General features: G+C 71.7%; 24 protein-coding genes. 9 read left to right on the plus strand and 15 right to left on the minus strand.

The features are described from left to right. Window positions 1-26 precede the first annotated feature (26 nt). Window positions 27-506: a DUF1203 domain-containing protein gene (locus ACIBH1_RS06140; protein WP_397312489.1), complete on the minus strand. Its 480-nt coding sequence runs from the start codon at window positions 504-506 to the stop codon at window positions 27-29. 146 nt (window positions 507-652) lie between these two features. On the opposite strand from ACIBH1_RS06140, the gene ACIBH1_RS06145 reads away from it, so the two are divergent. From ACIBH1_RS06145 to ACIBH1_RS06155, 3 genes are all read left to right on the plus strand, one after another. Beyond that, on the plus strand, window positions 653-1066 hold the full coding sequence (locus ACIBH1_RS06145) for a molybdopterin-binding protein (RefSeq protein ID WP_397312491.1): 414 nt from the start codon (window positions 653-655) through the stop codon (window positions 1064-1066). Between the two features lie 176 nt (window positions 1067-1242). After that, the gene (locus tag ACIBH1_RS06150) at window positions 1243-1998 is read left to right on the plus strand and encodes an ABC transporter permease (RefSeq protein WP_397313088.1); all 756 of its coding nucleotides are present in this window, start codon (window positions 1243-1245) and stop codon (window positions 1996-1998) included. Beyond that, a complete protein-coding gene (locus tag ACIBH1_RS06155; protein WP_397312492.1) occupies window positions 1986-3020 on the plus strand; it encodes an ABC transporter ATP-binding protein in 1035 nt (344 codons plus the stop codon). Before ACIBH1_RS06150 ends, ACIBH1_RS06155 begins: the two co-directional genes overlap by 13 nt. 71 nt (window positions 3021-3091) lie before the next feature. On the opposite strand, the gene ACIBH1_RS06160 is transcribed toward ACIBH1_RS06155, so the two are convergent. The 3 genes from ACIBH1_RS06160 to ACIBH1_RS06170 form a co-directional block, all read right to left on the minus strand. Then, window positions 3092-3583, minus strand: coding sequence for a hypothetical protein (locus ACIBH1_RS06160; protein WP_397312493.1), 492 nt, complete (start codon window positions 3581-3583; stop codon window positions 3092-3094). Between the two features lie 133 nt (window positions 3584-3716). Then, the gene (locus ACIBH1_RS06165) at window positions 3717-4436 is read right to left on the minus strand and encodes a DUF5941 domain-containing protein (protein ID WP_397312494.1); all 720 of its coding nucleotides are present in this window, start codon (window positions 4434-4436) and stop codon (window positions 3717-3719) included. Further along, entirely contained in the window at window positions 4433-5941 is a 1509-nt protein-coding gene (locus ACIBH1_RS06170; protein WP_397312495.1) for a CDP-alcohol phosphatidyltransferase family protein, read from the minus strand. The genes ACIBH1_RS06165 and ACIBH1_RS06170 overlap by 4 nt, the downstream gene beginning before the upstream one ends. A gap of 111 nt (window positions 5942-6052) precedes the next feature. On the opposite strand from ACIBH1_RS06170, the gene recO reads away from it, so the two are divergent. Genes recO through ACIBH1_RS06185 form a run of 3 tightly spaced genes read left to right on the plus strand, consistent with a single transcriptional unit; the run spans window position 6053 to window position 8567 of the window. Then, window positions 6053-6790: a DNA repair protein RecO gene (gene recO / locus ACIBH1_RS06175; RefSeq protein ID WP_397312496.1), complete on the plus strand. Its 738-nt coding sequence runs from the start codon at window positions 6053-6055 to the stop codon at window positions 6788-6790. After that, window positions 6787-7569, plus strand: coding sequence for an isoprenyl transferase (locus ACIBH1_RS06180; RefSeq protein ID WP_397312497.1), 783 nt, complete (start codon window positions 6787-6789; stop codon window positions 7567-7569). The genes recO and ACIBH1_RS06180 overlap by 4 nt, the downstream gene beginning before the upstream one ends. Window positions 7570-7613: 44 nt before the next feature. Further along, window positions 7614-8567 (plus strand): S41 family peptidase, encoded by a 954-nt coding sequence (locus ACIBH1_RS06185; protein WP_397312498.1) that lies wholly within the window; start codon window positions 7614-7616, stop codon window positions 8565-8567. A 16-nt stretch (window positions 8568-8583) separates the two neighbouring features. Here the strand turns inward: ACIBH1_RS06185 and ACIBH1_RS06190 are convergent, their stop codons facing one another. After that, complete coding sequence (locus ACIBH1_RS06190) at window positions 8584-9444, minus strand: hypothetical protein (protein ID WP_397312499.1); 861 nt, start codon at window positions 9442-9444, stop codon at window positions 8584-8586. A gap of 103 nt (window positions 9445-9547) precedes the next feature. After that, the gene (locus ACIBH1_RS06195) at window positions 9548-10096 is read right to left on the minus strand and encodes a CGNR zinc finger domain-containing protein (protein WP_397312500.1); all 549 of its coding nucleotides are present in this window, start codon (window positions 10094-10096) and stop codon (window positions 9548-9550) included. 67 nt (window positions 10097-10163) lie between these two features. Between ACIBH1_RS06195 and ACIBH1_RS06200 the strand changes: the two genes are divergently transcribed. Beyond that, the gene (locus ACIBH1_RS06200; RefSeq protein ID WP_397312501.1) at window positions 10164-11081 is read left to right on the plus strand and encodes a DMT family transporter; all 918 of its coding nucleotides are present in this window, start codon (window positions 10164-10166) and stop codon (window positions 11079-11081) included. Here the strand turns inward: ACIBH1_RS06200 and ACIBH1_RS06205 are convergent. The 9 genes from ACIBH1_RS06205 to ACIBH1_RS06245 form a co-directional block, all read right to left on the minus strand. After that, a complete protein-coding gene (locus ACIBH1_RS06205; protein WP_397312502.1) occupies window positions 11021-11410 on the minus strand; it encodes a Fur family transcriptional regulator in 390 nt (129 codons plus the stop codon). The two genes, ACIBH1_RS06200 and ACIBH1_RS06205, sit on opposite strands and share 61 nt — an antisense overlap. Beyond that, window positions 11407-12237 (minus strand): metal ABC transporter permease, encoded by an 831-nt coding sequence (locus tag ACIBH1_RS06210; RefSeq protein WP_181607969.1) that lies wholly within the window; start codon window positions 12235-12237, stop codon window positions 11407-11409. The genes ACIBH1_RS06205 and ACIBH1_RS06210 overlap by 4 nt, the downstream gene beginning before the upstream one ends. A 37-nt stretch (window positions 12238-12274) precedes the next feature. Then, window positions 12275-13033, minus strand: a complete 759-nt coding sequence (locus ACIBH1_RS06215; RefSeq protein WP_397313089.1) for a metal ABC transporter ATP-binding protein — start codon at window positions 13031-13033, stop codon at window positions 12275-12277. Window positions 13034-13050: 17 nt separating this feature from the next. Next, window positions 13051-13989, minus strand: a complete 939-nt coding sequence (locus tag ACIBH1_RS06220; protein WP_397312503.1) for a metal ABC transporter substrate-binding protein — start codon at window positions 13987-13989, stop codon at window positions 13051-13053. 154 nt (window positions 13990-14143) lie between these two features. Beyond that, window positions 14144-14986, minus strand: a complete 843-nt coding sequence (gene fdhD, locus ACIBH1_RS06225) for a formate dehydrogenase accessory sulfurtransferase FdhD (RefSeq protein ID WP_397312505.1) — start codon at window positions 14984-14986, stop codon at window positions 14144-14146. After that, window positions 14973-15806 carry a 2Fe-2S iron-sulfur cluster-binding protein gene (locus ACIBH1_RS06230; RefSeq protein WP_397313090.1) on the minus strand — a complete coding sequence of 278 codons (834 nt, stop codon included), beginning with the start codon at window positions 15804-15806 and terminating at the stop codon, window positions 14973-14975. The genes fdhD and ACIBH1_RS06230 overlap by 14 nt, the downstream gene beginning before the upstream one ends. 5 nt (window positions 15807-15811) lie before the next feature. Beyond that, entirely contained in the window at window positions 15812-17527 is a 1716-nt protein-coding gene (locus tag ACIBH1_RS06235) for an NAD(P)H-dependent oxidoreductase subunit E (RefSeq protein ID WP_397312506.1), read from the minus strand. Next, window positions 17527-19419, minus strand: a complete 1893-nt coding sequence (locus tag ACIBH1_RS06240) for a molybdopterin oxidoreductase family protein (RefSeq protein ID WP_397312507.1) — start codon at window positions 19417-19419, stop codon at window positions 17527-17529. The genes ACIBH1_RS06235 and ACIBH1_RS06240 overlap by 1 nt, the downstream gene beginning before the upstream one ends. Before the next feature lie 23 nt (window positions 19420-19442). Next, on the minus strand, window positions 19443-20414 hold the full coding sequence (locus ACIBH1_RS06245; RefSeq protein ID WP_397312508.1) for a 2-dehydropantoate 2-reductase: 972 nt from the start codon (window positions 20412-20414) through the stop codon (window positions 19443-19445). A 73-nt stretch (window positions 20415-20487) separates the two neighbouring features. On the opposite strand from ACIBH1_RS06245, the gene ACIBH1_RS06250 reads away from it, so the two are divergent. Both ACIBH1_RS06250 and ACIBH1_RS06255 read left to right on the plus strand, forming a co-directional pair. Further along, window positions 20488-21723, plus strand: coding sequence for a molybdopterin molybdotransferase MoeA (locus ACIBH1_RS06250; protein WP_397312509.1), 1236 nt, complete (start codon window positions 20488-20490; stop codon window positions 21721-21723). A 74-nt stretch (window positions 21724-21797) separates the two neighbouring features. Continuing rightward, window positions 21798-23468: a thiamine pyrophosphate-binding protein gene (locus ACIBH1_RS06255; RefSeq protein WP_397312510.1), complete on the plus strand. Its 1671-nt coding sequence runs from the start codon at window positions 21798-21800 to the stop codon at window positions 23466-23468. The last annotated feature ends 1 nt before the right edge of the window (window position 23469 follow it).

Raw genomic sequence — 23469 nt, forward strand, 5'->3', positions numbered from 1 at the left:
CAATTCGCCTCGCGACCTGGAAACCGTCAACTCGCCCTGCGCACCTCGAACTGGAAGCAGCCGAACTCCACCGCCCTCACGTGCACGACGGCGACGCCCGGATCCTCCAGGAGCTCCTTCAGCGCCACCTCGGGGTCCTCGCCCTTGGCCAGGTACTCGCCCCCGGCGATCGTGCCCTGCGCGGTGTAGGCCCGCAACATGCGATGCGCGGTGTGCGCCTCGGGCCAGCCCGCCTCCCGCACACCCTCGCACGGCTCCGCGTGCACGAAGACCGGGCCCACCTCGTCGTAGGCGCCCGGATCCACGCCCGTCTCCGCCGCCCACCTGCGCAGCGGGGCGTAGGACAGCAGCGCGATCCGCTCGCCCGGCCGCGCCTTCGTCAGGCAGCAGCGCAGCGGGCTGCCACCCTCGTCATCCACCTTGAGCACCGGGCGGCGGCCCGCGTCGTCCGTCTCCAGCAGCGTTCGCACCACGTCCGGGTGAATGCCTCTGACCTTGAGTTCCATACCTCGATGGTCGCCCCGCGGGCACGGGATCGCTGGCGGGATCCGGACCTGTCATGGCCCGCCAGGGGCCGCCGTGTGCCGGGGCCGCTCATACGAGGCAGGATGGGCGTCTAGGCTCGCAGGTGCGAAAGGTGTGGTGAGGGCTTGTGACGACGTTCCGGATCAGCGAGGCCGCTGCCCTGCTGGGGGTCAGCGCCGACACCGTGCGCCGGTGGGTGGACGCGGGCAGGCTGGCCGCCGGGCGCGACGAGCACGGCCACCGGCGGGTCGAAGGCGCCGACCTGGCGGCCTTCGCCCGCGCCCAGGTGGGGGCGGGCGAGGACGGCGGGCGGTCCTCGGCGCGCAACCGCTTCCGCGGGATCGTGACCGAGGTGATCCGTGACGCGGTGATGGCGCAGGTGGAGATCGCGGCGGGGCCGCACCGGGTGGTGTCGCTCATGAGCCGCCAGGCCGCCGACGAGCTGGGGCTGGAGCCGGGGGTGGTGGCCGTGGCGGTGATCAAGTCCACGAACGTGGTCGTCGAGCTGCCCGGCCACGACCGCGTCACCGGCCAGGTGTGAGGGGACACGCGGTGCCCGGCCCCGACGAGCGACCACCAGACCCGCCCATGCCGGACGAGTCGCCGGCGGAGCCCGGCCCGACCCGAGCCGACGAGGCAACCGGAGGTCCCGAGGCCGGGCCGCCGAAGGCCGAGGGGCTCGAAGCCGGGCGGCTCAAGGCTGGGCGGTTGCCGTGGATGCTGGTCGTGCCCGCCGTGCTCGGGCTGGCGTTCCTGGTGCTGCCGCTGGCCGGCCTGCTGGTCAGGGTGCCCTGGTCGACCCTGCCGCAGCGCCTGGCCGAGCCGCAGGTCCTGGAGGCCCTGAGGCTCTCCCTGGTCACCGCCACCATCGCCACCGCCTTCTGCCTCGTGCTCGGCGTGCCCCTCGCCTGGCTCCTGGCCAGGGTGGACTTCCCCGGCCGCCGCCTGGTGCGCGCGCTGGTGACGGTCCCTCTCGTGCTCCCCCCGGTGGTCGGCGGCGTCGCCCTGCTCCTGGTCCTGGGGCGGCGCGGCCTGGTCGGCCAGTGGCTGGAGAGCACGTTCGGCCTCACCCTGCCCTTCACCACCGCCGGGGTGGTCGTCGCCGAGGCCTTCGTGGCCATGCCGTTCCTGGTCATCAGCGTCGAGGGCGCGCTGCGCGGCGCCGACCGGCGCTTCGAGGAGGCCGCCGCCACCCTGGGAGCCTCCAGGATGACGGTCTTCCGCCGGGTGACCCTCCCGATGATCATGCCGGGCGTCGTCGCGGGAGCGGTGCTGTGCTGGGCGCGGGCGCTGGGGGAGTTCGGCGCGACGATCACCTTCGCGGGCAATTTCCCGGGGACCACCCGCACCATGCCCCTGGCCGTCTACCTGGCGCTGGAGACCGAGCCCGAGGCGGCGATCGTCCTCAGCCTGGTCCTGCTGGCCGTCTCGGTGGTCATCCTGGCCAGCCTGCGCGACCGGTGGATCTCGTGAGGGCGCACCTGGTCGTCACCCGGCCCGCCTTCGCCCTCGACATCGAGCTCGACGTCGCGCCGGGCGAGGTCGTCGCGCTGCTCGGGCCCAACGGGGCGGGCAAGACCACCGCCCTGCGCGCCCTGGCGGGGCTGATCCCGCTGACCCGGGGGGAGATCGTCCTCGACGGGCAGCCGATCCACACCCGGCCCGCCGAGCAGCGCCCCATCGGCATGGTCTTCCAGGACTACCTGCTCTTCCCGCACCTGTCCGCCCTCGACAACGTCGCGTTCGGGCCGCGTTGCCGCGGCGTCTCCAAGTCCGAGGCCCGCCGTACGGCTGCCGCCCTGCTGGAGCAGGTCGGGCTGGCCGGTCACGCCTCCTCCAGGCCACGCCAGCTGTCGGGAGGGCAGGCGCAGCGGGTCGCCCTGGCCCGCGCGCTTGCCGTACGGCCGGGGTTGTTGCTGCTGGACGAGCCGCTGGCCGCCCTCGACGCGCACACCCGGCTGGAGGTCAGGTCGCAGCTGCGCCGCCACCTGGCGCAGTTCGACGGGGCGACGGTGCTGGTCACCCACGACCCGCTCGACGCCATGGTGCTGGCCGACCGGCTCGTGGTCGTCGAGAACGGCTCCGTCGTGCAGCAGGGCGCCCCGGCCGAGGTCGCGCGGCGCCCGCGCACCGATTACGTGGCCAGGCTGGTGGGGCTGAACCTGTATCGCGGGGTGGCCGACGGGCACCGGGTCGAGGTGGGCGAGTTGCTGCTCAGCGCCGCGGACGCGATGGAGGGGGCGGTGTTCGTCGCCTTCCCTCCCGCCGCCGTCGCGCTCTACCGGACCCGGCCGGACGGCAGCCCGCGCAATGTCTGGCAGGCCCGCATCGACGGCGTCGAACGGCACGGCGACAACATGCGCGTGCACCTGAGCGGGCCGGTGAGCGCCTTCGCCGACATCACGCCCGCGGCGGTCTCCGAGCTCGACCTGACGCCGGGCCAGGAGATCTGGGCCTCGGTGAAGGCCACGGAGACCCACGCCTACCCGGCCTGACCGGCGGGCTGCCCTGCCTGAGGGGCGACGCGGCCGGGCTGCCCGGCCTGACGCGCGCGATCTCGGCGGGCTCACTCCCAGAGGGGGTCCGCCGAGATCACCCTGATGTCGGTGACCTCGCCGATGTGCCGTGCCCCGCAGCGGTCGCCGGGCATCACCAGGTGCGGCCCGCGCCCGTCGAGCTCCCGGCAGTCGATGCTGACGGCCAGCAGGGCGGCCGTGTTGCCGAACTCCGGGTCGATCTCGCCCCACGACAGCACCACCCGGTGACCGTCGCGCCCGAGCACGGTGACCAGGAACCGCAGCCGGTCTCTGCGGTCGCCCGACGCGAACAGCGGCTCCGCTGCCCGCAGCACGTCGATGAGCAGGGGGCCGGTGAAGTAGTGACGCCTCGGCCCCGAGCTGCGGCACTCGAAGGTGACCGTCATCTCCCGCTGCGGCATCGACCGCAATGTCGCCACGCTCAGCCAGGCGGGGACGCGCACGTCACCGGACAGCGCCGTCAGGCCCTCGGCACGACGATCGATCTGCTCCACCAGCGCCCTCCTCGTCACGGCCTTCATGCCCACGATCACCGATCGGCACGCGCATCTGCAAGCCGTATCGCCGGTATCCCTCGCAGATGCGGACACCCAACGCAGCGCGGCCCCCGCCCTCGGGTGAGGGACGGGGGCCGCGCGGAGACGTCGCGGGGCGTCAGCCCTTGTCGGCCTCGCCGGTGTTGGCCTCCTGGACCTCCTCGGGAGAGGCCTCCAGGTCCTGCTCGGCGTCGGCGCCCGCCTGCGCGGAGGCCTTGTCGAGCTTGACCCAGCTGTAGACGCTCTCCACCGAGAAGAGCACCAGCAGGTAGGCGGTGAGGACCGCGAGCACCCACGTCAGCTGCCCGGCCGCCGCGGCCACGCCGATGATCAGCAGGCGCAGCTCCCAGCCGAGCCCGGCGTGGAAGACCCAGGCGGGCGGCCAGATGCTCTGGCGGGTGCGGTAGACGGTGTCGTAGGTGTGGTAGCCGACCACGTAGAGCAGGACGAACAGCAGCCAGCGCGGCGCGTCGGCGGCCAGGCCCACCAGGATGATGATCAGGAACTCCAGCCCGCGCACCAGCGGGGGAGTCAGCCAGTCGAAGCGGCCCAGGTGGTCGCGCGCGGCGGTCGGCAGCACCAGGACCAGCGCGATCAGCGACGGGACCAGGAGCCAGAAGCCCGAGGTGAGCTGCCCGGCCACGGCCAGGCCGATGACCGCGACGACCGCGACGAGCAGCGTGGGGACGGGCGGCAGGCCCTTGCCCAGGCGCGGCGCCAGGGCGTGGACGAGCGGGCCGTCGTCGCGGTAGGCGAGCAGGCGGGCGGTCTGGACCCTGCGGCGCTCCTCGTCGGGGTCGGGCGTGTCGGTGGACAGGGCCTGCGGCTGGGTGATCATGATGCGAGCGACCTCAGGAGACGACCGGAGAGGGAGTAGCAGGCGGCGACGGTGCCCCAGATCAGCAGCGTGAGGAAGGTGATCCGGGCGTCGAAGAAGGCGGCGGTGATCGCGATGGCCGCGAACCGCTCGCCGATGGGGAAGACCAGCATCTTGCGGGCCCAGTGGACGGACTTGTACTTGCCGGCCTTGGTCCACATCTTCAGCAGGCCGCGGATGCCGCCGCTGCGCTCGTTGCGCCGGATCTCCAGCTGCTTGCGCAGCGGCTGGTCGTCGGGGGCGGTGAGCTCCAGCGTGGGCAGCGGCCTGGGCGGCTTGCGACGGCTGGCGGCGCCGTACGAGAAGTCGAGCAGGTGGCGGATCGACTGCAGGCCGATCACCGCCATGGCCAGGGTCCAGATCTCGTCGCCGTGACCGGTGACGACGTAGCCGACCGCGAGGCCGGCGAAGACGACGTACTCCTTGAACCGGTCGAAGGTGGCGTCGAGCCAGGCGCCGAGCACGCCGAACTTGCGGGCGTAGCGGGCGACCTGGCCGTCGACGCAGTCGAAGACGAAGGCGAAGTAGATGAGGATGCCGCCCGCGACCATGCCCAGGCGCTCGCCGGTGGCGAAGCAGGCCGCGGCGGCCACGCCGAGGGCGATGGAGATCAGCGTGACCTGGTTGGGGGTCAGCCCGCGCCTGGCAGCCCAGCGGGCGATGAAGCGGGAGTAGGTGCTGACGAAGTAGGTGGTGAAGAAGCCGTCGGCGCCCTTGACTGCGTTGTTGAGCCGGGCCCGGTCTTCGTCCATGCCGCCGATCTCGGCGCTGGCCTCGTTGGCCTCCGCCTGGGTGGCGACCCGGCGGAAGAACAGGTCGCGGCGGCCGCGGATGCCGACGGAGACGCCCTGGCGCACGAGGCCGAAGACGACGAGCTGGATCAGGTCGTCCTCCGGGCCGAACAGGTGCGTCAGCTCGGCCAGCTCGCGGCAGGTCTGGGCCAGCACGGGGGCGTGGCGCACGTTGAGGTGGAGCGGTCCCAGGAGGACGGTGTTGGGCCGGGTCACCGCGTGGTGGGCGGTGCCGACCGAGATCACCCTGGATTTGCCCGCGCGGGTGCGGACCATGAGCCCTTCGAGGGTGCGGTCGCCGATCTCCGGCGCCGCCTCGTCGATGGGGATCTCGTCGGTCTCCTCGCCGTTGGTCTCCGGCCGCGGCTCCTTGACCACGAGGGCCTGCGCGGCGCGCTTGGCCTTGTGGAGCTGGTAGAGCAGCTCGTCGTGGACGACGGAGTTGTCGGGCAGGATCAGGAGGTTCTCGGTGGCGGCCTCGGCGACATCGGCCAGGGTGCGCAGCATGGTGGCCAGGTCGCCGTGGGCGACGGTGGCGGGCTGCGGGTCCAGGGAGAGGACCTGGCTGTGCAGACGCTCGGCGACGGTGGGGGTGCCGGGGAGCGCGCTCAGCCGGAGGCCGGTCGGGGCGGCGTCATGGCCGGGCGAGGAGCCCAGCAGGACAACGCGAGGCATGTCTCCCTTTCGGAGGGGGCGAAGGACGGGGCAGACGTCAAAGTCTAGTGAGCCTTGAGTAAAGCCCGTGCATCCGAGGTTTGGGAGCGCTGCATTCCATAGAATACGCAGGTGAGTCTGTATCGTGACGAAGGCGTTGTGCTGCGCACTTCCAAACTGGGCGAAGCCGATCGCATCGTCACAATTCTTACAAAACGCACAGGAAAGATCCGTGGCGTGGCCAAGGGCGTGCGCCGCACGACCTCGCGCTTCGGCGCGCGCCTGGAGCCGTTCACCCACGTCGACCTGCAGCTCCACACCGGACGCACGCTCGATGTGATCACCCAGGCCGAGACGCTCCGCCCGTACGGCGAGGCGCTCGCGCACGACTACCCCCGCTACACCGCCGGGCACGCCATGCTCGAGACCGCCGACAAGCTCACCCACGGCGAGAAGGAACCCGCGCTCAAGCAGTTCCTGCTCCTGGTCGGCGGGCTGCGCACCCTCGCCGACGGCAGCCACGAGGCACGCCTGGTGCTCGACGCGTTCTTCCTGCGCTCCCTGGCGGTCGCCGGATACGCCCCGGCCATCCACCAGTGCGCCAGATGCCAGGCTCCCGCCGTGCGCGCCTTCGCCATCGTCGCAGGCGGGGCGGTGTGCGGGCCGTGCAGGCCCGCCGGCTCCGCCGTACCCGCTCTCGAGACCCTCACCCTGATGGGCGCGCTCCTCAAGGGCAACTGGGCCAGCGCCGACGTCTCCGACAGGCGGCACAGGGCCGAATGCAGCGGCCTGGTCGCCGCTTACCTGCAATGGCACCTCGAACACGGCATACGCTCTCTGCGACACGTAGAAAGGGAGCCCACCGCGTGAAGAGCCACCGTCCGCCTTCCCCCCATCCCTCCGGTGCGACGCCGCCGCCGATCCCGCGTGATCTGGTGCCCCGGCACGTTGCCATCGTCATGGACGGCAACGGCCGCTGGGCCAAGCAGCGCGGCCTGCCGCGCACCGAGGGGCACAAGGCGGGCGAGTCCTCCCTGTTCGACGTGATCGAGGGCGCCCTGGAGCTCGGCGTGCCGTACCTCAGCGCCTACGCCTTCTCCACGGAGAACTGGAAGCGCTCGCCCGAGGAGGTGCGCTTCCTCATGGGCTTCAACCGCGACGTGATCCGCCGCCGCCGCGACGAACTGCACGCCATGGGCGTGCGCGTGCGCTGGGCCGGGCGGCCGGGGCGCCTGTGGAAGAGCGTCATCTCGGAGCTGGAGACCGCCGAGGAGATGACCAGGGACAACCGCAAGCTGACGCTGCAGTTCTGCGTCAACTACGGCGGGCAGGCCGAGATCGTCGACGCGGCGCTCAAGCTCGCCAAGGACATCGCCGACGGCAGGGTCAACCCCAGGAAGGTCAACGAGAAGGTCTTCGCGCGCTACCTCGACGAGCCCGACATCCCCGAGGTCGACCTGTTCGTGCGATCGAGCGGCGAGCAGCGCTTCTCCAACTACCTGCTCTGGCAGTCGGCCTACGCCGAGATGGTGTTCCTCAACCGCCTGTGGCCCGACTTCGACCGCCGCGACCTGTGGGAGGCCTGCGAGGTCTTCGCCAAGCGCGACAGGCGGTACGGCGGGGCCGTGCCGAACGAGGTCACCGGATAAATCCGGGATGCGGCGGGGGCACACCCGGTGAGAAGGTTGCCCCCATGACCTCGCGCAACGACCAGCTCGACCTGCTCTGCTCGCAGGTGTCCGACCACTACGTCTTCCCCGACGTGGCCAACGAGATCGTGGCGGTCCTGCGCGGCCGCATCGCGGAGGGCTCCTACACCGGCCTCGACGACGACGCCGCGTTCGCCGAGGCCGTCACCCGCGACCTGCAGTCGGTCAACGGCGACAAGCACCTGCGGCTGCTCCACAGCGTCGAGGTCGTGCCCGAGCACGACGCCTTCGACCTGGAGGCCTACCGCGAGCAGGCCGGGCTCTGCGCGTACGGCTTCGCGCGCGTGGAACTCCTCGCGGGCAACGTCGGCCTGCTCGACATCCGCAGCCTCTACGACGCCGGGCTGGCGGGCGAGCGCGCCACGGCCGCCATGACGCTGGTGGCCGGGGCCGACGCCCTCATCGTCGACCTGCGGCGCAACGGCGGCGGCTCGCCCAACATGATCGCCCTGCTGTGCAGCTACCTGTTCGACGAGCCCACCCACCTCAACTCGCTGTACTGGCGCGCGAGCGACACCACCGAGCAGTACTGGACGCTGCCCTACGTGCCCGGCGCCAGATACGGCGGCGAGAAGCCTGTGTACGTGCTCACCAGCGCCTACACCTTCTCGGGCGCCGAGGAGCTCTCCTACAACCTGCAGTCGCGGTCACGGGCGACCATCGTCGGCGAGACCACGCGCGGCGGCGCCCACCCGGGAACGCGCTACTACATCGGGCCGCACCTGAAGTCGGCGGTGCCCAGCGGCCGGGCGATCAACCCGGTGACGGGGACCAACTGGGGGGGCGCCGGGGTGCAGCCGGACCTCAAGGTGGCGGCGGACGACGCGCTCGACGTGGCATACGGGCTGGCGCTGCAGCACGTGCTCACGCTGGGGGAGGAGGGCGCACGCCGCCCGGTGGCCGACGCCGCCCGAGGGGCGCTCCAGGAGCTCGGCTGAGGCTGCTCGGGCCCGCTCAGTCCGCTTCGGGTGAGACGAGCAGCCGCTCGCGCTCGCTCAGCAGCCGCAGCCGGTCCTGGGCGGCGGCCTCGCGGCCGTTGACGATCGCGGCGAGCATGCGCTCGGCCCAGCGTGCGACCTCCTGGACACCCCGGCGGGTCTGCTTGATGCGGTCGTGCTTCATCGCGTCGGTGATGATGTTGTCGAAGAACGTGTCGACGAACCACCGCGTGTCGACCTCGGGCAACGTCGGCTTGGCCCGGATCCCGAGGTCGGCCAGCTCGCGGGCGAAGAGGTCGAGCGCCCGCTGGGCCTTCCAGGCGGCCCGCTCCGCCTGCTTCAGCCGGTCGTGCTCGAACGCGTCGGCGACGAGGCCGCCGCCCATCACGTCCCAGCCGGAGGCGCTCCGTGCCGAGTCGAGCAGCTTGAGCACTGCGGCGACCTCGCGCTGCGCGGTGAGCCCGGCCTGGCGGGCCTCGTCGTGCTCGCGTACGGCCTCGCCCACGTCGGTCAGCAGCGTGCCCAGCTCCGCCAGCCGCGCGGCGTTCGGCTCGTCGCGCTCCAGGATGTCGCGCTCCCTGGCGGCCAGCAGCGCCGGGTAGGCGACATAGGCGTCGCCGAGCCGCCCCAGCTCCCGTTCGATGCCTGCCAGATCCTCCAGGAGATCGGCCAGGCGCTCTGACTCGCCTGCGAGCAGTTGCCAAGCGGCCCGCGCCTCGGCGCGCTCGCGGGTGAGCTTCTCATCGCGGGTGCCGGTCAGGCCGGCCAGGAACCCGCTGAAGCCGCTCTCCAGCTTGGCGACGTCGCGTTCCTCCTCGGCCACCCGGCGCTTGAGCTCGGCCACCGCGTGCTGCACCTCGCCGGCTTGGTGCGTCACGGCGTCTCGTTGCCGCCGGAGGTGGTCACCGCGCCGGACGAGGGCGGCGCACTCTTCGAGATCCACGCCCGCTCCAACGAAGGGGGCGAATGGGGCGTTCCCGTCAGGCGCGGCGGCGGGCGCGGTAGGCGGCGACGTGCATGCGGTTGCCGCAGGTGCGGCTGTCGCAGTACACGCGCGACCGGTTGCGCGACTCGTCGACGAACACGCGCTCGCAGTCGGGCGCCGAGCAGGTGCGCAGCCGCTCCCACTCGTCTTCGACCAGCAGGTGGGCGAGCGCGACGCCGCAGTCGGCGGCCAGGTGCTCGGCGAGGGCGGCGCCGGGGGCGAAGTAGTGGACGTGCACCGGGTGCCCGTCGTGCTCGGCCAGGCGCGGCGTGATGCGCGTGCCCTCGAGCAGCGTGTTGAGCAGCCGGATGGCGTCGGCGCGGTCGGTGGCGGAGAAGATCTCGTGGAAGGCGTCGCGTACCCGGCGGGCCTGGTCGAGGTCGCGCTGGGTGAGCTCGCCGATGCCGCTGATCTGCCGCGCGTCGACGAGGGCGCGCAGCTCGTCGAGGTCGAGCAGCTCTTCGCCCGCGGAGGTCGCCGGCGAGGTGTTGACCAGCGTGACCACGGTGCCCAGCGAATGCACCATGTCATGGCCAAACGGCATATTGACTCCTGACTGCGCCCGGTCCTAGCGTGAAGACTATCGCTGCGGTAGGCCATCGGGGGTTTCTGTGAGTGCACATCGCCGTACCGTGGCCATCGCGGTGGCGGGCGCGTTGATCATCTCCACGTCGGCCCTGCTCGTACGGCTGGCCGACGTCTCCCCGGCCACCTCGGCGTTCTACCGTTGCGCCTACGCGGTGCCTCCCATGGTCCTGCTGGCGTGGCTGGAGCGGCGCAGGCTGGGACCGATGCCGCGCCGCGGGCTCTGGCTGTCGTGGGCCGCGGGCGTGTTGTTCGCGCTCGACCTGCTGTTCTGGCACCACACCATCGCCTACGTGGGCGCGGGCCTGGCGACCGTGCTGGGCAACCTGCAGGTCTTCATCGTCGCCTTCGCCGCCTGGGCGATCTTCCGCGAGCGGCCGAGCAGGAATCTGATGATCTCGACGCCCGTGGTGTTCGGCGGCGTCGTGCTGATCTCCGGGATCTTCGACAGCGCCGCTTACGGCAGCGACCCGGGCCTCGGCGTGCTGACCGGGCTGGCCACGTCGCTGGCGTACGCGGCCTTCCTGCTGCTCATGAAGGCCGCTCCGCAGCGCACGGCGGGGCCGCTGGCGCATGCCACGACGGTGGCGGCGTTGGCCATCGTGGCGCTCAGCCCGTTCTTCGGCGGCGCCGACCTGGCGCCCTCGTGGCCCGCGCACGGCTGGCTGCTGCTGCTCGCGCTCGGGCCGCAGCTCATCGGCTGGCTGCTGATCACCTACTCGCTGCCCAGGCAGCCCGCGGCCCTGACCGCCCTGCTGCTGCTCGTGCAGCCGATGACGACGATGGCGTTGTCGGCGGTGCTGCTGGGGGAGCGGCCCTCGTGGCTGCAGCTCGGGGGCTGCGCGGTGATCGTGCTCGGCGTGCTGTACGGCTCGCGGCGGGCTCAGCGCGAGGTGCGCGAGGCCGAGCACTCGGCGCAGGTGCCGAAGACCTCGACCGTGTGAGTCACCTCGGTGAAGCCGTGCTCGGCGCCCACCGCCTCGGCCCAGCGTTCCACGTCGGGCCCCGCGACCTCCACCGTGCGGCCGCACGCGCGGCAGACCAGGTGGTGGTGGTGGGAGTCGGTGGTGCACGCGCGGTAGACGGACTCGCCGTCGTCGGTGCGCAGCACGTCGACCATCCCGCCGTCGGCCAGCGCCTGGAGCGCCCGGTAGACGGTGGTCAGGCCGATCTTCGCGCCGTCGGAACGCAGCTGGGCGTAGACATCCTGGGCACTGCGGAAGCTGTCGCTGCTGCGCAGGATGTCGTGGACGGCATCGCGGCGGCTGCTCATGCTGCGGACTCCTTTCTGCGGCGAACGAATCTACCCAGTCCGAGCGCCAGAACGAATCCGGCGAGAGACACCAGGACGATCGCCGCACCGGGGGGAACCTTCGCAGAGAGCGTAGAGCTCAGCAGGCCCCCTACGGCGGCGACCACGCCGAAAACCATCGCGAGCCCCATCGTCGCCCGGAACCCGCTGGTGAACTGCTGGCTGGTCGCGACGGGGATCACCATGAGCGCGCTGACCAGCAGCAGGCCGACGACGCGCATCGCGATGACCACGGTGAGCGCGGCGGTGATGGCGATCACCATCGACAGGAAGCGCACCGGCAGGCCGCTGGCCTTGGCCACCTCCTCGTCCTGGCACAGGACGAACAGCTCGCGGCCGAACACCACGACCACGCCGATCACCGCCACGGCCAGGCCCGCGATGATCCACAGGTCCTCGGCGGCCACGGTGGCGATCGAGCCGAACAGGTAGGAGTTGAGCTTGGCGTTGCTGCCGCCAGGCGCGATGGCCATGAGCAGCACGCCGCCCGCGATGCCGCCGTAGAACAGCAGCGCCAGGGCCACGTCGCCGGTCGTACGGCCCCGCGCGCGCACCAGTTCGATGGCCACCGCCCCGGCGACGCTGACGATGATCGCGGTCACGACGGGGGCGGTGCCGGTGAGGAAGCCGAGCGCCACGCCGGTCAGCGCCACGTGGCCGATGCCGTCGCCGAGCAGGGCCAGGCGGCGCTGCACGATGAAGGTGCCCACGGCGGGCGCGCACAGGCCCACCAGCAGCGCGGCCACCAGGGCCTGCTGGAAGAAGGGCAGCTTGAGCAGCTCGATCACGGTGTCACCTGGGTGGTCTCGTAGGCTCGGGAAACGTTCACGGCTTGACCTGCCAGCTCTCCAGCGGGCTGCCGGGCTCGCGTTCGCCCGAGTGGGGGTGCAGGTGCTCGTGGCCGGGGCGGGCGCACTCGCCCTCGGGCTGCGGCGGCCGCCCGTCGTGGGCGATCAGCCCGTCGCGCACCACCACCCCGCGGGTGATGAGCGGCTCCAGCGGGCCCAGCTCGTGGGCCACGAGCACGATGGTCTTGCCCGCCGCGACCAGCGACTTGAGGGTGTCGGCCAGGAGCTGCTGGCTTTCGGCGTCGACGCCGGCGGTCGGCTCGTCCATGACGAAGGTGTCGGGCTCGCCGGCCAGCGCGCGGGCGATGAGCACCCGCTGCTGCTGGCCGCCCGACAGGTCCTGCACCCGGTCGCCCGCGCGGCCGGCCAGGCCCACGGCTTCCAGGGCTCGGGTCACGGCCTGCTTGTCGGCGGCGCTGGTGAGGCGCAGCCGCTTCTGGCGGGCGATCCGGCCGGAGGCGACGACCTCGCGGACCGTGGCGGGCACGCCGCCGCCGATCTGCAGGCGCTGGGGCACGTAGCCGACGCGCCACCACTCGCGGAACCTGGCGGGCGGCGTGCCGTACACCAGGGTCCGGCCCGCCGACAGCGGGGTCAGCCCGAGCAGGGCCCTGATCAGGGTGGACTTGCCCGAGCCGTTGGCGCCGAGCACGGCCACCACCTCGCCGGGGCAGATGGTGAGATCTATGCCGCGAAGCACGTGACGGCGGTCCAGGGTCACCTGGCCGCCGGTCATCGCGAAAGTCGTGTCTGTCAAGAGCATCCCAGTGCGGTCCGCAGGGTCTGGAGGTTGGCGCGCATGGCCGACAGGTAGTCGCCCTGCTCCGGTCCGGTCTCCAGGGGGTCGAGCACCGCGGTCTTGGCCCCCACCTCTCCGGCGAGCACCTCGGCGACCTTGGGGCTGACGAGGGTCTCGGTGAAAATGGTAGTCACCTTCTCGTCCTTGGCCAGCTTCGCCACCTCCGCCAGGCGGGCGGGGGAGGGCTCGCTGTCGGGGTCGATGGTGATGCCGACCTGCTTGAGCTGGTAGCGGTCGGCCAGGTAGCCGAACGCCTCGTGGCTGGTGACCAGCGTCTTGCTCGTGCAGGTGCCCAGGCCCTTGGCCATCTCGGCGTCGAGCGCGGTCAGTTCGGCGGCGGTCTTGGCGGCCCGGTCCTTGAAGCCCCGGGCGTGCGCGGGGTCGGCGGCGGCGAGCCTGTCGCCGAGCTGGGTGGCGACGGTGGCCAGGCGGGAGGGATCGAGCCAGAGGTGCGGGTCGTAGGAGACCTCGTGCTCGTGCTCGGCGTGCTCCTGCTCGGTCTCGCCCTCGTGGCCCTCTTCGTGGGCGGCTTCGAGGGTCTTGACCGCGGTGGCGGCGTCGAAGCTCCTGTCGGCCGCGTGCTGCTCGACGGCCTCGTCGACGGCGGGCTGCACGCCCTTGATGTAGACGGCCATCTTCGCCCCGGCGATCTCGGCGACCTGCTGGGGGGTGAGCTCCAGGTCGTGCGGCTCGACGCCGGGAGCGGTGAGGTTGGTGACGGTGATGTCGGTTCCGCCGACCCGCTCGGTCAGCCACTGCAGCGGGTAGAGGGCCGTGACGACCTCGCCGGCGCCGGTGGTCTCAGCGGCGCCCGTGCCGCAGGCTGTCGTGGCGAGCAGGGTGCCCACGGCGAGCAAACCGGCGGCACGCAGACGGAAATTTCCTGACATCATGCTGACCAGTATGCGGCAAAATGAAAACGGTTGTCAAAATCGACGATTGTGGGATGCCGCTCGGCCGCCGGGGGCCGGGACATGCCGGACGGCATCCCGCATCACCCCGGTCGGCGTGCACGGGCCGAGCCGTGGCCCGTGCCCGGGGTGACGTCTACGCGCTCTCGCGCCTGCGCTCATCGACCTCCATCCGCTGCTCGCCGGTGTAGACGTTCATCGACTCCCCCCGCAGGAACCCGATGAGCGTCAGCCCCTCGGCGGCGGCGAGCTCCGCTGCCAGCGAGGAGGGCGCCGAGACCGCGGCGAGCATCGGGATGCCCGCCATCACCGCCTTCTGCACCAGCTCGAACGAGGCGCGTCCCGACACCATGAGCACCGTCCCCGACAGCGGCAGCCGGTCCTCGCGCGCCGCCCAGCCGAGGATCTTGTCGACCGCGTTGTGCCTGCCCACGTCCTCCCTGACGCACAACGCCGTGCCGTCCGGGGTGAACAGCCCGGCGGCGTGCAGGCCGCCGGTCCTGTCGAACACCCGCTGGGCCGAGCGCAGCAGGTCGGGCAGGGAGCTGATAAGCGAGGGCGTCACCCGCATCGGGTCGTCGCGCACGCTCCACCGGGCGACCGTGCTCACCGCCTCCAGGGAGGCCTTGCCGCAGACCCCGCACGAGGAGGTCGTGTAGAAGTTGCGCGGCGCGGGCGCCGCCACACCCGGCGCCAGCCGTACGTCCAGGACGTTGTAGGTGTTGAGCCCCTCGGCCGTCGCCCCTGCGCAGTAGCGGATCGAGGAGATGTCGCCCGCCGAGCCGACGGCCCCCTCGCTGACGAGGAAGCCGGCGGCCAGGTCGAAGTCGTCGCCGGGGGTCCGCATGGTGACGGTCAGCGGCGTGCCGTCGAGGCGGATCTCCAGCGGCTCCTCGGCGGCCAGGTGATCGATCCGCCGCGAGGGTACGGCGGAGCGGATCTTCAGCACCGGCCGGCGCAGCGCTCTAGACGTAGCCATACCCGAAGCGTCCCTTCACGCACAGGTTGCCGTGGGTGACCGGGTTGTCGTGCGGGGAGGTGACCTTGACGATCTTGTTGTCCTGCACGTGCAGGGTGAGGTTGCAGCCCACCCCGCAGTAACTGCAGATCGTCGTGGTCTGCGACTGCCGTGACTCGTCCCAGGTGCCCTCGGCGCGCATGTCGAACTCGCTCTTGAACGACAGCGCCCCCGTGGGGCAGACCTCGACGCAGTTGCCGCAGTAGACGCAGGCGGAGTCGGTCAGCGGGGCGTCGAACTCGGTGGAGATCATCGAGTCGAAGCCGCGCCCGGCGACGGCGATCGCGAAGGTGTTCTGCCACTGGTCGCCGCAGGCGTCCACGCACTTGTAGCACAGGATGCACTTGTTGTAGTCGCGCACGTAGAGCTCGTTGTCGACCTTCACGGGCTGCTCGACCCTGGCGGCCTCCTCGCCGAACCGCGCGGGGTCGGCGCCGTACTCGGCCATCCACTCCTTGGCCCTGGGCGTGGTCGACAGGTCGACCGACGACGCCAGGAGCTCCAGCACCACCTTGCGGCTGGACATCGAGCGCTCGCCCGAGGTGGCGACCTTCATGCCCGTCTCCGCCTTGCGCGAGCAGGAGGGCACGAGCGTGCGCGAGCCCTCCACCTCCACCACGCACACCCGGCACGCGTTCTTGGGCGTGAGGGTGTCGCCGTGGCAGAGCGTCGGGATGTCCTTGCCCGCCGTACGGCAGGCGTCCAGGATCGTGGAGCCTTCGGGGACGCGGACGACCTGCCCGTCGATCTCCACGTCGATCAGGCGGCGGGGCGGCTGCAACGGGATCACTTGAACACCCCCAGGCGGTCGATGGCCGATTCCACGGCGTTCCACGCGGTCTGGCCCAGCCCGCAGATGGAGGCGTCGCGCATGGTCTGCCCGACCTCCCGCAGCAGCACCAGGTCGTCGGAGCTGACCCGTTTCGACAGCCGGTGCAGGGCCTCCTCCTGCCGCACGGTGCCCACCCGGCAGGGCACGCACTGGCCGCACGACTCGTCGCGGAAGAACTCGGCGATGCGCAGCAGGATGGCCTTGAGGTCGACGTTCTCGTCGAGCACCATCACCACGCCGGAGCCCAGCGTGGTGCCCGCTGCCCTGGTGCCCTCGAAGGTCAGCGTGATGTCGAGGTCGGTGACGAACGATCCGGCCGCCCCACCCATGAGGACGGCGCGCACGTCGCCGGTCGGCCGGGCCAGCTCCAGGAGCTCGCGCAGGGTGGCGCCGAACGGGAGCTCGTAGACGCCCGGCCTGGCGACGTTGCCCGACACGCAGAAGAGTTTCGGCTCCGCCGCCCGGTAGGCCTCGGGGCCGCGCTCCAGGATCGGCAGCACGTTGACCAGCGTCTCGACGTTGTTGACCACCGTGGGCTTGCCGAACAGCCCCTTCTCCACCGGGAAGGGCGGCTTGGTGCGCGGTTCGCCCCGGTAGCCCTCGATGGAGTTGAAGATCGCGGTCTCCTCGCCGCAGATGTAGGCGCCGGCGCCCCGGCGGATCTCGATGTCGAAGCGGAAACCCTGCCCGAGGATGTCGTCGCCGAGCAGGCCCCGGGTGCGGGCGGTGGCGATCGCGTGCGACAGCCTGGCGGTCGCCAGGGGGTACTCGCCCCTGATGTAGAGGTACCCCTTGGCGCACCCGGTGGCGTAGGCCGCGATCGTCATCGCCTCGATGAGCGCGTACGGGTCGCCCTCCATGACCACCCGGTCCTTGAAGGTGCCCGGCTCGCTCTCGTCGGCGTTGCACACCAGGTAGTGCGGATGGTCGGGCTGCGAGGCCGTGGCCGCCCACTTGCGCCCGGTCGGGAAGGCCGCGCCGCCCCGCCCGACGAGCCCCGCGTCGGTGACCTCGCGGATCACCCCGGCGGGGCCCAGCTCGAAGGCCCTGCGCAGGGCCGCGTAGCCGCCGGTGGCCCGGTAGTCGTCCAGGCTCGACGGATCGACCGTGCCGACCCGCCGCAGCAGGGTCAGCCCCGCCTCGCCGCGCTGCGGCACCGGCGGCACCTCGGGCGCCTCGATCTCCCACGAGGGGCGCTCCCCGGCCGTCAGGGCCAGGCAGGCGGGCGCCCGGTCGCACAGGCCCAGGCAGGGGCTCTCCACCCAGGTCGTGCCCGGCGGTCCCAGCTCGGCCTCGACGCGTTGCCGTACCTCGCCGGAGCCGTTCGCCGCGCACGCCAGGTCGGTGCAGACGTGCAGCACGCGCGGGGTGCGCGGCTCCAGCGACAGCAGCGAGTAGAACGACGCGACGCCGTACGCCTCGGCGGGCGGCACGGTCAGGCGGCGGCAGATGTAGTCGAGCGCGCCCTCGCTGATCCACCCGACCCGGTCCTGCACCGCGTGGAGCGCGGGCAGCAGCAGGTCGCGTGCGGGTTCGGCGCGGGTGGCGAAGCGCAGATCGGCCTCGGTGCGAGCCCCGCCCTCCCACGCGGAGGCGGGCGGGCCGAGCAGGGCGTCGACCGCCGCGCGCTCCTCATCGGTGGGTTCGACGCCGCGCAGACGGATGTCCATCAGCTCACCGCCACGAGCTTCTCGACCCGGACGGCGGCCGCTTTGAACTCGGCCGTCCCGGCGATCGGGCAGGTCGCCTCGATGGTCAGGGCGTTGGTGTCGACCTCGTCGGGGAAGTGCATGGTCATGAAGACCAGCCCAGGACGCAGGGCGGGGTCGATGTAGACGGGCGCGATCACCGAGCCGCGCCGCGAGGTGATGCGGACCTCCTCGCCTTCGGCCACGCCTAATTTCAGCGCGTCCTCCGGGCACAGCTCGATGGTCTCGCCGCGCCGCAGGGGAGAGGCGAAGCCCGACGACTGCACGCCGGTGTTGTAGGAGTCGAGCCGGCGCCCGGTCGTCAGGCGCAGGGGGTACTCTTCGTCGAGCAGGTCGACGGGCGGGGAGTGCTTGAGGATGCCGAACGGCGCGGGCGGTCCCGGGTTCTCGGTCCACAACCGGCCGTGCAGGTAGGGGGGTTCGAGCTCGGTCAGCGACGGGCACGGCCACTGGATGCCCTGCAACTCGGCCAGCCGCTCGTAGGTCATGCCCTGGTGGGCGGGCGACAGGGCGCGCAGCTCGTTCCACACCTCTTCCGCGCCGTCGTAGTGCCAGTCGTGGCCGAGGCGGCGGGCGATCTCGCACATGATCCAGATGTCGTCGCGCGCCTCGCCCGGCGGCTCGACCGCCTTGCGCACCCGCTGCACGCGCCGCTCGCTGTTGGTGAAGGTGCCGTCGGCCTCGCACCACGCGGCGCTGGCGGGCAGCACCACGTCGGCCATCTGCGCGGTCTTGGTGAGGAAGATGTCCTGCACGACCAGGTGGTCGAGCATCGACAGGCGCTTGACGCAGGCCAGCGAGTCGGCCTCCGACTGCACCGGGTTCTCGCCGATGAGGTAGCAGGTGGTGACCTCGCCCTCGGCCATGCCTTCCAGCATCTGGGTGAGGTTGAGGCCGTACTGCGGCTTGATGCCGATGTTCCACGCCTGCTCGAAGCGGGTCCTGACGGTGGGGTCGAGGATGTCCTGGAAGCCCGGCAGGCGGTTGGGGATGGCGCCCATGTCGCCGCCGCCCTGCACGTTGTTCTGCCCGCGCAGGGGCGAGAGGCCGGAGCCGTAGCGTCCCACGTGCCCGGTGAGCAGGGACAGGTTGATCAGGGCGCGCACGTTGTCGGTGGCGTTGTGGTGCTCGGTGATGCCGAGCGTCCACACCAGCTGCGCCCGGTCGGCGCGGGCGTAGGTGTGGGCCAGTTCCCTGATCGCCTCGGCGGGCACGCCGGTGACCTGCTCGGTGACGGTGAGGGTCCACGGCTCGACGGAGGCGGCGAACTCCTCGAAGCCGACGGTGGCGCGCTCGATGAAGGGCCTGTTGTGCAGCCCGGCGTGGATGATCTCGCGGGCCACGGCATGGGCGAGCGGGATGTCGGTGCCGACGTTGAGCCCCAGCCACCGGTGCGCCCACTGGGCGGTGCCGGTGCGCCGGGGATCGACGGCGAACATCCGCGCGCCCTTCTTCAGCCCCTTCAACACGTGGTGGAAGAAGATGGGATGCGCGTTGCGGGCCGCCGAACCCCACAAGACGATCACATCGGTGTCCTCGACCTCCTGGTAGGAGGAGGTGCCTCCGCCACTGCCGAACACGGCCGACAATCCCGCCACGCTGGGGGCGTGGCAGGTGCGGTTGCAGGAGTCCACGTTGTTGGTGCCCACCACCACGCGGGTGAACTTCTGGCCCACGTAGTTCATCTCGTTGGTCGAACGGGCGCACGACAACATCGCGAAGCAGTCGGGCCCGTGTGCCTCGATATTGCGGCGGAAGCCTTCGGCTGCTCTCTCGAGCGCCTCCTCCCAGCTCGCCTCGCGCAGCACGCCGTCCTCACGCACCAGTGGACGGGTCAGGCGGTCATAGCTCATGATCCCTCCATTCTGTATACAGCCTACGGTATGAGACTTTCGTTGAGTAGGTCGCTCACCGCGTGGATCGCACGCAGGGTGGGCACCTCGGCCCCGGTCAGATCGGCCAGTTCCACGACCGCGGCCAGCAGCACGTCCAGCTCGAGCGGCTTGCCCTTCTCCAGGTCCTGAAGGGTCGAGGTCTTGTGGTCGCCCGCCTTCTCCGCCCCGGCCAGGCGGCGCTCGACGGAGATGCCCGGGTCGCACCCGACCCGGCGCGCGACCTCGACCGTCTCGTGCATCATCGCCATGACCAGCTCGCGGGTGCCCTCGTGGCGGGCGATGCCGGCCATGGTGGCCCGGGCCAGCGCGCTGATCGGGTTGAAGGCGATGTTGCCCATCAACTTGATCCACACGTCCTTGCGCAGGTCGGGCTCGACCGGGCACTTCAGCCCGCCCTCGACCATCGCCTCGGAGAACTCCCGGCACCTGTCGGTCGGCAGGCCGGTCGGCTCCCCGATGGAGAAGCGGGTGCCCTCCAGGTGACGGATGACGCCGGGTTCCTCGATCTCGGTGGCGGCGTACACGACGCAGCCGATGGCGCGCTCCAGCGGCAGGGCCGCGGTCACCGTGCCGCCGGGGTCGACGCTCTCGATGCGGTAGCCCTCGTACGGCCCCGGCAGGCCGTGGAAGTACCACCAGGGGATGCCGTTCTGCGCGGCGATGATGCTCGTGGCCTCGTGCAGCAGCGGCTTGATCATGGGGCCGGCGGCGGCGTAACCGTTCGCCTTCAGGCCCAGGAAGACGTGGTCCACCTGACCGACCTGGGCTGGGTCGTCGGTGGCATGGGGGTGGGCGGTGAAATCGCCCCGGGGGCTGAGCACCCGCACACCGTGGAGGCGGATCGCCTCCAGGTGGTGGCCTCTGGCGATGAGATGTGTTTCGACTCCGGCCTTGTGCAGGGCGGCTCCCACGTACGCGCCGATGGCGCCGGCGCCAAGAACAGCGACCTTCATGCTGCGCTCCGTTCTCGCGTCGGATTGTGCATTCGGTATACAGTATGGAAAAATGCCGGTCAAGGAGTCGCCCATGACTGTTGTCGGGACTGGACTGCACGCACCCCACCTCGCGGCGGTGGCATGGGAGGTGGCGCGGCAGGTCGCCGTGGCCGCCGGCCGGGCGCCGGTTCCCGTGGAGGTGCCGCTCGCCGAGGCGTACGGCTGCCGCCTGGCCGCCCCGCTGCGTGCCCTCGTCGCCTTACCCGGCGTGGACGTGGCGGCGATGGACGGGTACGCCGTGGCGGGGGAGGGGCCCTGGCGGGTGGCCGGGCACGTGCTGGCGGGGGGCGAGCCGTACCAGGGGCCGCTGCTGCCGGGCGCCTGCGTCGAGATCGCCACGGGCGCGCCGGTGCCACGCGGCGCCGACCGCGTCGTGCCGTACGAACACGCGACCGGCGGACCCGTGGTGGATGAGCGGGAGCCCTCCCGCCGCCCCCACATCCGCCGCCGGGGCGAGGACGTCGAGTACGGCGCCATGGTCCTGGGCCCCGGGGCCGAGGTCACGCCCGTGGTGCTGGCCCTGGCCGCCGGGCTCGGGCACGACACGCTGCCCGTCCGCCCGCGCCCCAACGTCGCCGTGCTCGTCACCGGCGACGAGGTCGTGCACGAAGGCCTGCCCCGCCACGGCAGGGTGCGCGACTCCATCGGCCCGTTCCTGCCCGGCCTCGTCGAGTGGGCCGGAGGGCGGATCACCGAGCAGGTGCGGCTTCCGGACGGGCGGCAGGCTCTGGCCGGGGCGCTGACCGGGTGGGAGTGCCTCCCGGACGCCGGCCGCCTTCCGCTCGACGCCGGGGTGCGGTGGGCGGCGCGCAAGGCCGACGTGCTCGTGGTCTGCGGCGCCTCCTCCAGAGGTCCCGCCGACCACCTGCGCGCGGTGCTCGCGGACCTCGGCGCCGAGGTGCTGGTCGACGGCGTGGCGGTGCGCCCCGGCCATCCCCAGCTCCTGGCCCGCCTGCCGGAAGCCGGCCCGCTCGTGGTGGGCCTGCCGGGCAATCCGTTCGCCGCTCTCGGCGCGGCGATGACCCTGCTCGTGCCGCTCCTGCGCGGCCCCTCCAGGCAGATGTGCGCCCTGGCGGGACCGGTGCGGGCGCATCCGCGCGACACCCGGCTGGTCCCGGTGCGCAGGTCGGGCCGCGGCGCGGTCCCGACCGGCCACGACGGCCCCGCCAGCCTGTGGGGAGCCGCCCTGGCCGACGCCCTGGCCGTGGTGCCTCCCGGCTGGGACGGCGAGCAGGTCGAGCTCCTCGAGTTGCCGAGAAAGGTCTAGACACGCGGTTCACATGAGGGTAACCATAGCCCTCATACGGTATGCAGTATGCGGAAGACAGAAGGGTCGCTCCCATGTCGGAAACCATCTCCGGTGGTCATCTCGTAGCCAAGGCCCTGAAGGCCGAGGGCGTGGACGTGATCTACACCCTCTGCGGCGGCCACATCATCGACATCTACGACGGTTGTGTGGACGAGGGAATCGAGGTCATCGACGTCCGCCACGAGCAGGTGGCCGCCCATGCGGCCGATGGGTACGCGCGCATCACCGGCAAACCCGGTTGCGCGGTGGTGACGGCGGGTCCTGGCACGACCGACGCCGTCACGGGCGTGGCCAACGCCTTCCGGGCCGAGAGCCCGATGTTGCTCATCGGCGGTCAGGGGGCGCTGAGCCAGCACAAGATGGGCTCGCTGCAGGACCTCCCGCACGTCGACATGATGACCCCGATCACCAAGTTCGCCGCCACCGTCCCGAGCACCGAGCGCATCGCCGACATCGTCTCGATGGCCTTCCGCGAGTGCTACCACGGCGCTCCGGGCCCGAGCTTCCTGGAGATCCCGCGCGACGTGCTCGACGCCAAGGTCCCGCTCGACAAGGCCCGCATCCCGGCCGCCGGGCAGTACCGGGCCTCGACCCGCCAGCAGGGCGACCCCGCGGCCATCGAGCAGCTCGCCGACCTGCTCGCGCACAGCGAGAAGCCGTGCATCCTGCTCGGCAGCCAGGTGTGGACCTGCCGGGCGACCGACGCGGCCATCGACTTCGTGCGCGGGCTCAACGTCCCGGCCTACATGAACGGCTCCGGCCGCGGCACCCTGCCGCCGGGCGACCCGCACCACTTCCAGCTCAGCCGGCGCTACGCCTTCACCGAGGCCGACCTGATCATCATCGTCGGCACCCCCTTCGACTTCCGCATGGGGTACGGCAAGCGGCTCAGCCCGACGGCCAAGGTGGTCCAGATCGACCTCGACTACCGCACCGTCGGCAAGAACCGCGACATCGACCTGGGCATCGTCGGCGACGCCGGCCTCGTGCTCAGCGCCGTGCTGCAGGCCTCCAGCGGCCGCGTCACCGACACGGTCGCCAAGCGCCAGGCCTGGATGGACGAGCTGCGCACGGTCGAGACCCAGTCCTACGACAAGCGCCTGCCGCGCCAGCTGTCCGACAGCAAGCCGATCGACCCCTACCGCCTGGTCCACGAGATCAACGAGTTCCTCACCGAGGACACGATCTACATCGGCGACGGCGGCGACATCGTCACCTTCTCCGGCCAGGTCGTGCAGCCCAAGTCGCCGGGCCACTGGATGGACCCCGGACCGCTCGGCACGCTCGGCGTCGGCATGGCCTTCGCGATGGCCGCCAAGCAGGCCCGCCGCGACAAGGAGGTGCTGTGCCTGTTCGGCGACGGCGCCTTCAGCCTCACCGGCTGGGACTTCGAGACGATGATCCGCTTCGACCTGCCGTTCATCGGCGTCATCGGCAACAACTCCTCGATGAACCAGATCAGGTACGGCCAGGCCGCCAAGTACGGCGAGGACCGGGCCAGGATCGGCAACACGCTGGGCGACATCAAATACGGCGAGTTCGCCAAGCTGCTCGGCGGCCACGGCGAGGAGGTCAGCGACCCGGCCGAGATCCGTCCGGCCCTGGAACGAGCCCGCGAGTCGGGCAAGCCCTCGCTGATCAACGTATGGGTGGACCCCGAGGTCTACGCGCCCGGCACCATGAACCAGACGATGTACAAGTGAG

Source organism: Nonomuraea sp. NPDC050663 (assembly GCF_044456985.1).
Taxonomy (GTDB): Bacteria; Actinomycetota; Actinomycetes; order Streptosporangiales; family Streptosporangiaceae; genus Nonomuraea.

Coding starts and splice junctions, on each gene's coding strand:
- ACIBH1_RS06140 (WP_397312489.1), bottom strand. CDS start 506: ATGGAACTCAAGGTCAGAGGCATTCACCCGGACGTGGTGCGAACGCTG.
- ACIBH1_RS06150 (WP_397313088.1), top strand. CDS start 1,243: ATGCTGGTCGTGCCCGCCGTGCTCGGGCTGGCGTTCCTGGTGCTGCCG.
- ACIBH1_RS06160 (WP_397312493.1), bottom strand. CDS start 3,583: ATGAAGGCCGTGACGAGGAGGGCGCTGGTGGAGCAGATCGATCGTCGT.
- ACIBH1_RS06165 (WP_397312494.1), bottom strand. CDS start 4,436: ATGATCACCCAGCCGCAGGCCCTGTCCACCGACACGCCCGACCCCGAC.
- ACIBH1_RS06170 (WP_397312495.1), bottom strand. CDS start 5,941: ATGCCTCGCGTTGTCCTGCTGGGCTCCTCGCCCGGCCATGACGCCGCC.
- ACIBH1_RS06185 (WP_397312498.1), top strand. CDS start 7,614: ATGACCTCGCGCAACGACCAGCTCGACCTGCTCTGCTCGCAGGTGTCC.
- ACIBH1_RS06195 (WP_397312500.1), bottom strand. CDS start 10,096: ATGCCGTTTGGCCATGACATGGTGCATTCGCTGGGCACCGTGGTCACG.
- ACIBH1_RS06205 (WP_397312502.1), bottom strand. CDS start 11,410: ATGAGCAGCCGCCGCGATGCCGTCCACGACATCCTGCGCAGCAGCGAC.
- ACIBH1_RS06215 (WP_397313089.1), bottom strand. CDS start 13,033: ATGACCGGCGGCCAGGTGACCCTGGACCGCCGTCACGTGCTTCGCGGC.
- ACIBH1_RS06220 (WP_397312503.1), bottom strand. CDS start 13,989: ATGATGTCAGGAAATTTCCGTCTGCGTGCCGCCGGTTTGCTCGCCGTG.
- fdhD (WP_397312505.1), bottom strand. CDS start 14,986: ATGGCTACGTCTAGAGCGCTGCGCCGGCCGGTGCTGAAGATCCGCTCC.
- ACIBH1_RS06235 (WP_397312506.1), bottom strand. CDS start 17,527: ATGGACATCCGTCTGCGCGGCGTCGAACCCACCGATGAGGAGCGCGCG.
- ACIBH1_RS06240 (WP_397312507.1), bottom strand. CDS start 19,419: ATGAGCTATGACCGCCTGACCCGTCCACTGGTGCGTGAGGACGGCGTG.
- ACIBH1_RS06245 (WP_397312508.1), bottom strand. CDS start 20,414: ATGAAGGTCGCTGTTCTTGGCGCCGGCGCCATCGGCGCGTACGTGGGA.
- ACIBH1_RS06250 (WP_397312509.1), top strand. CDS start 20,488: ATGACTGTTGTCGGGACTGGACTGCACGCACCCCACCTCGCGGCGGTG.
- ACIBH1_RS06255 (WP_397312510.1), top strand. CDS start 21,798: ATGTCGGAAACCATCTCCGGTGGTCATCTCGTAGCCAAGGCCCTGAAG.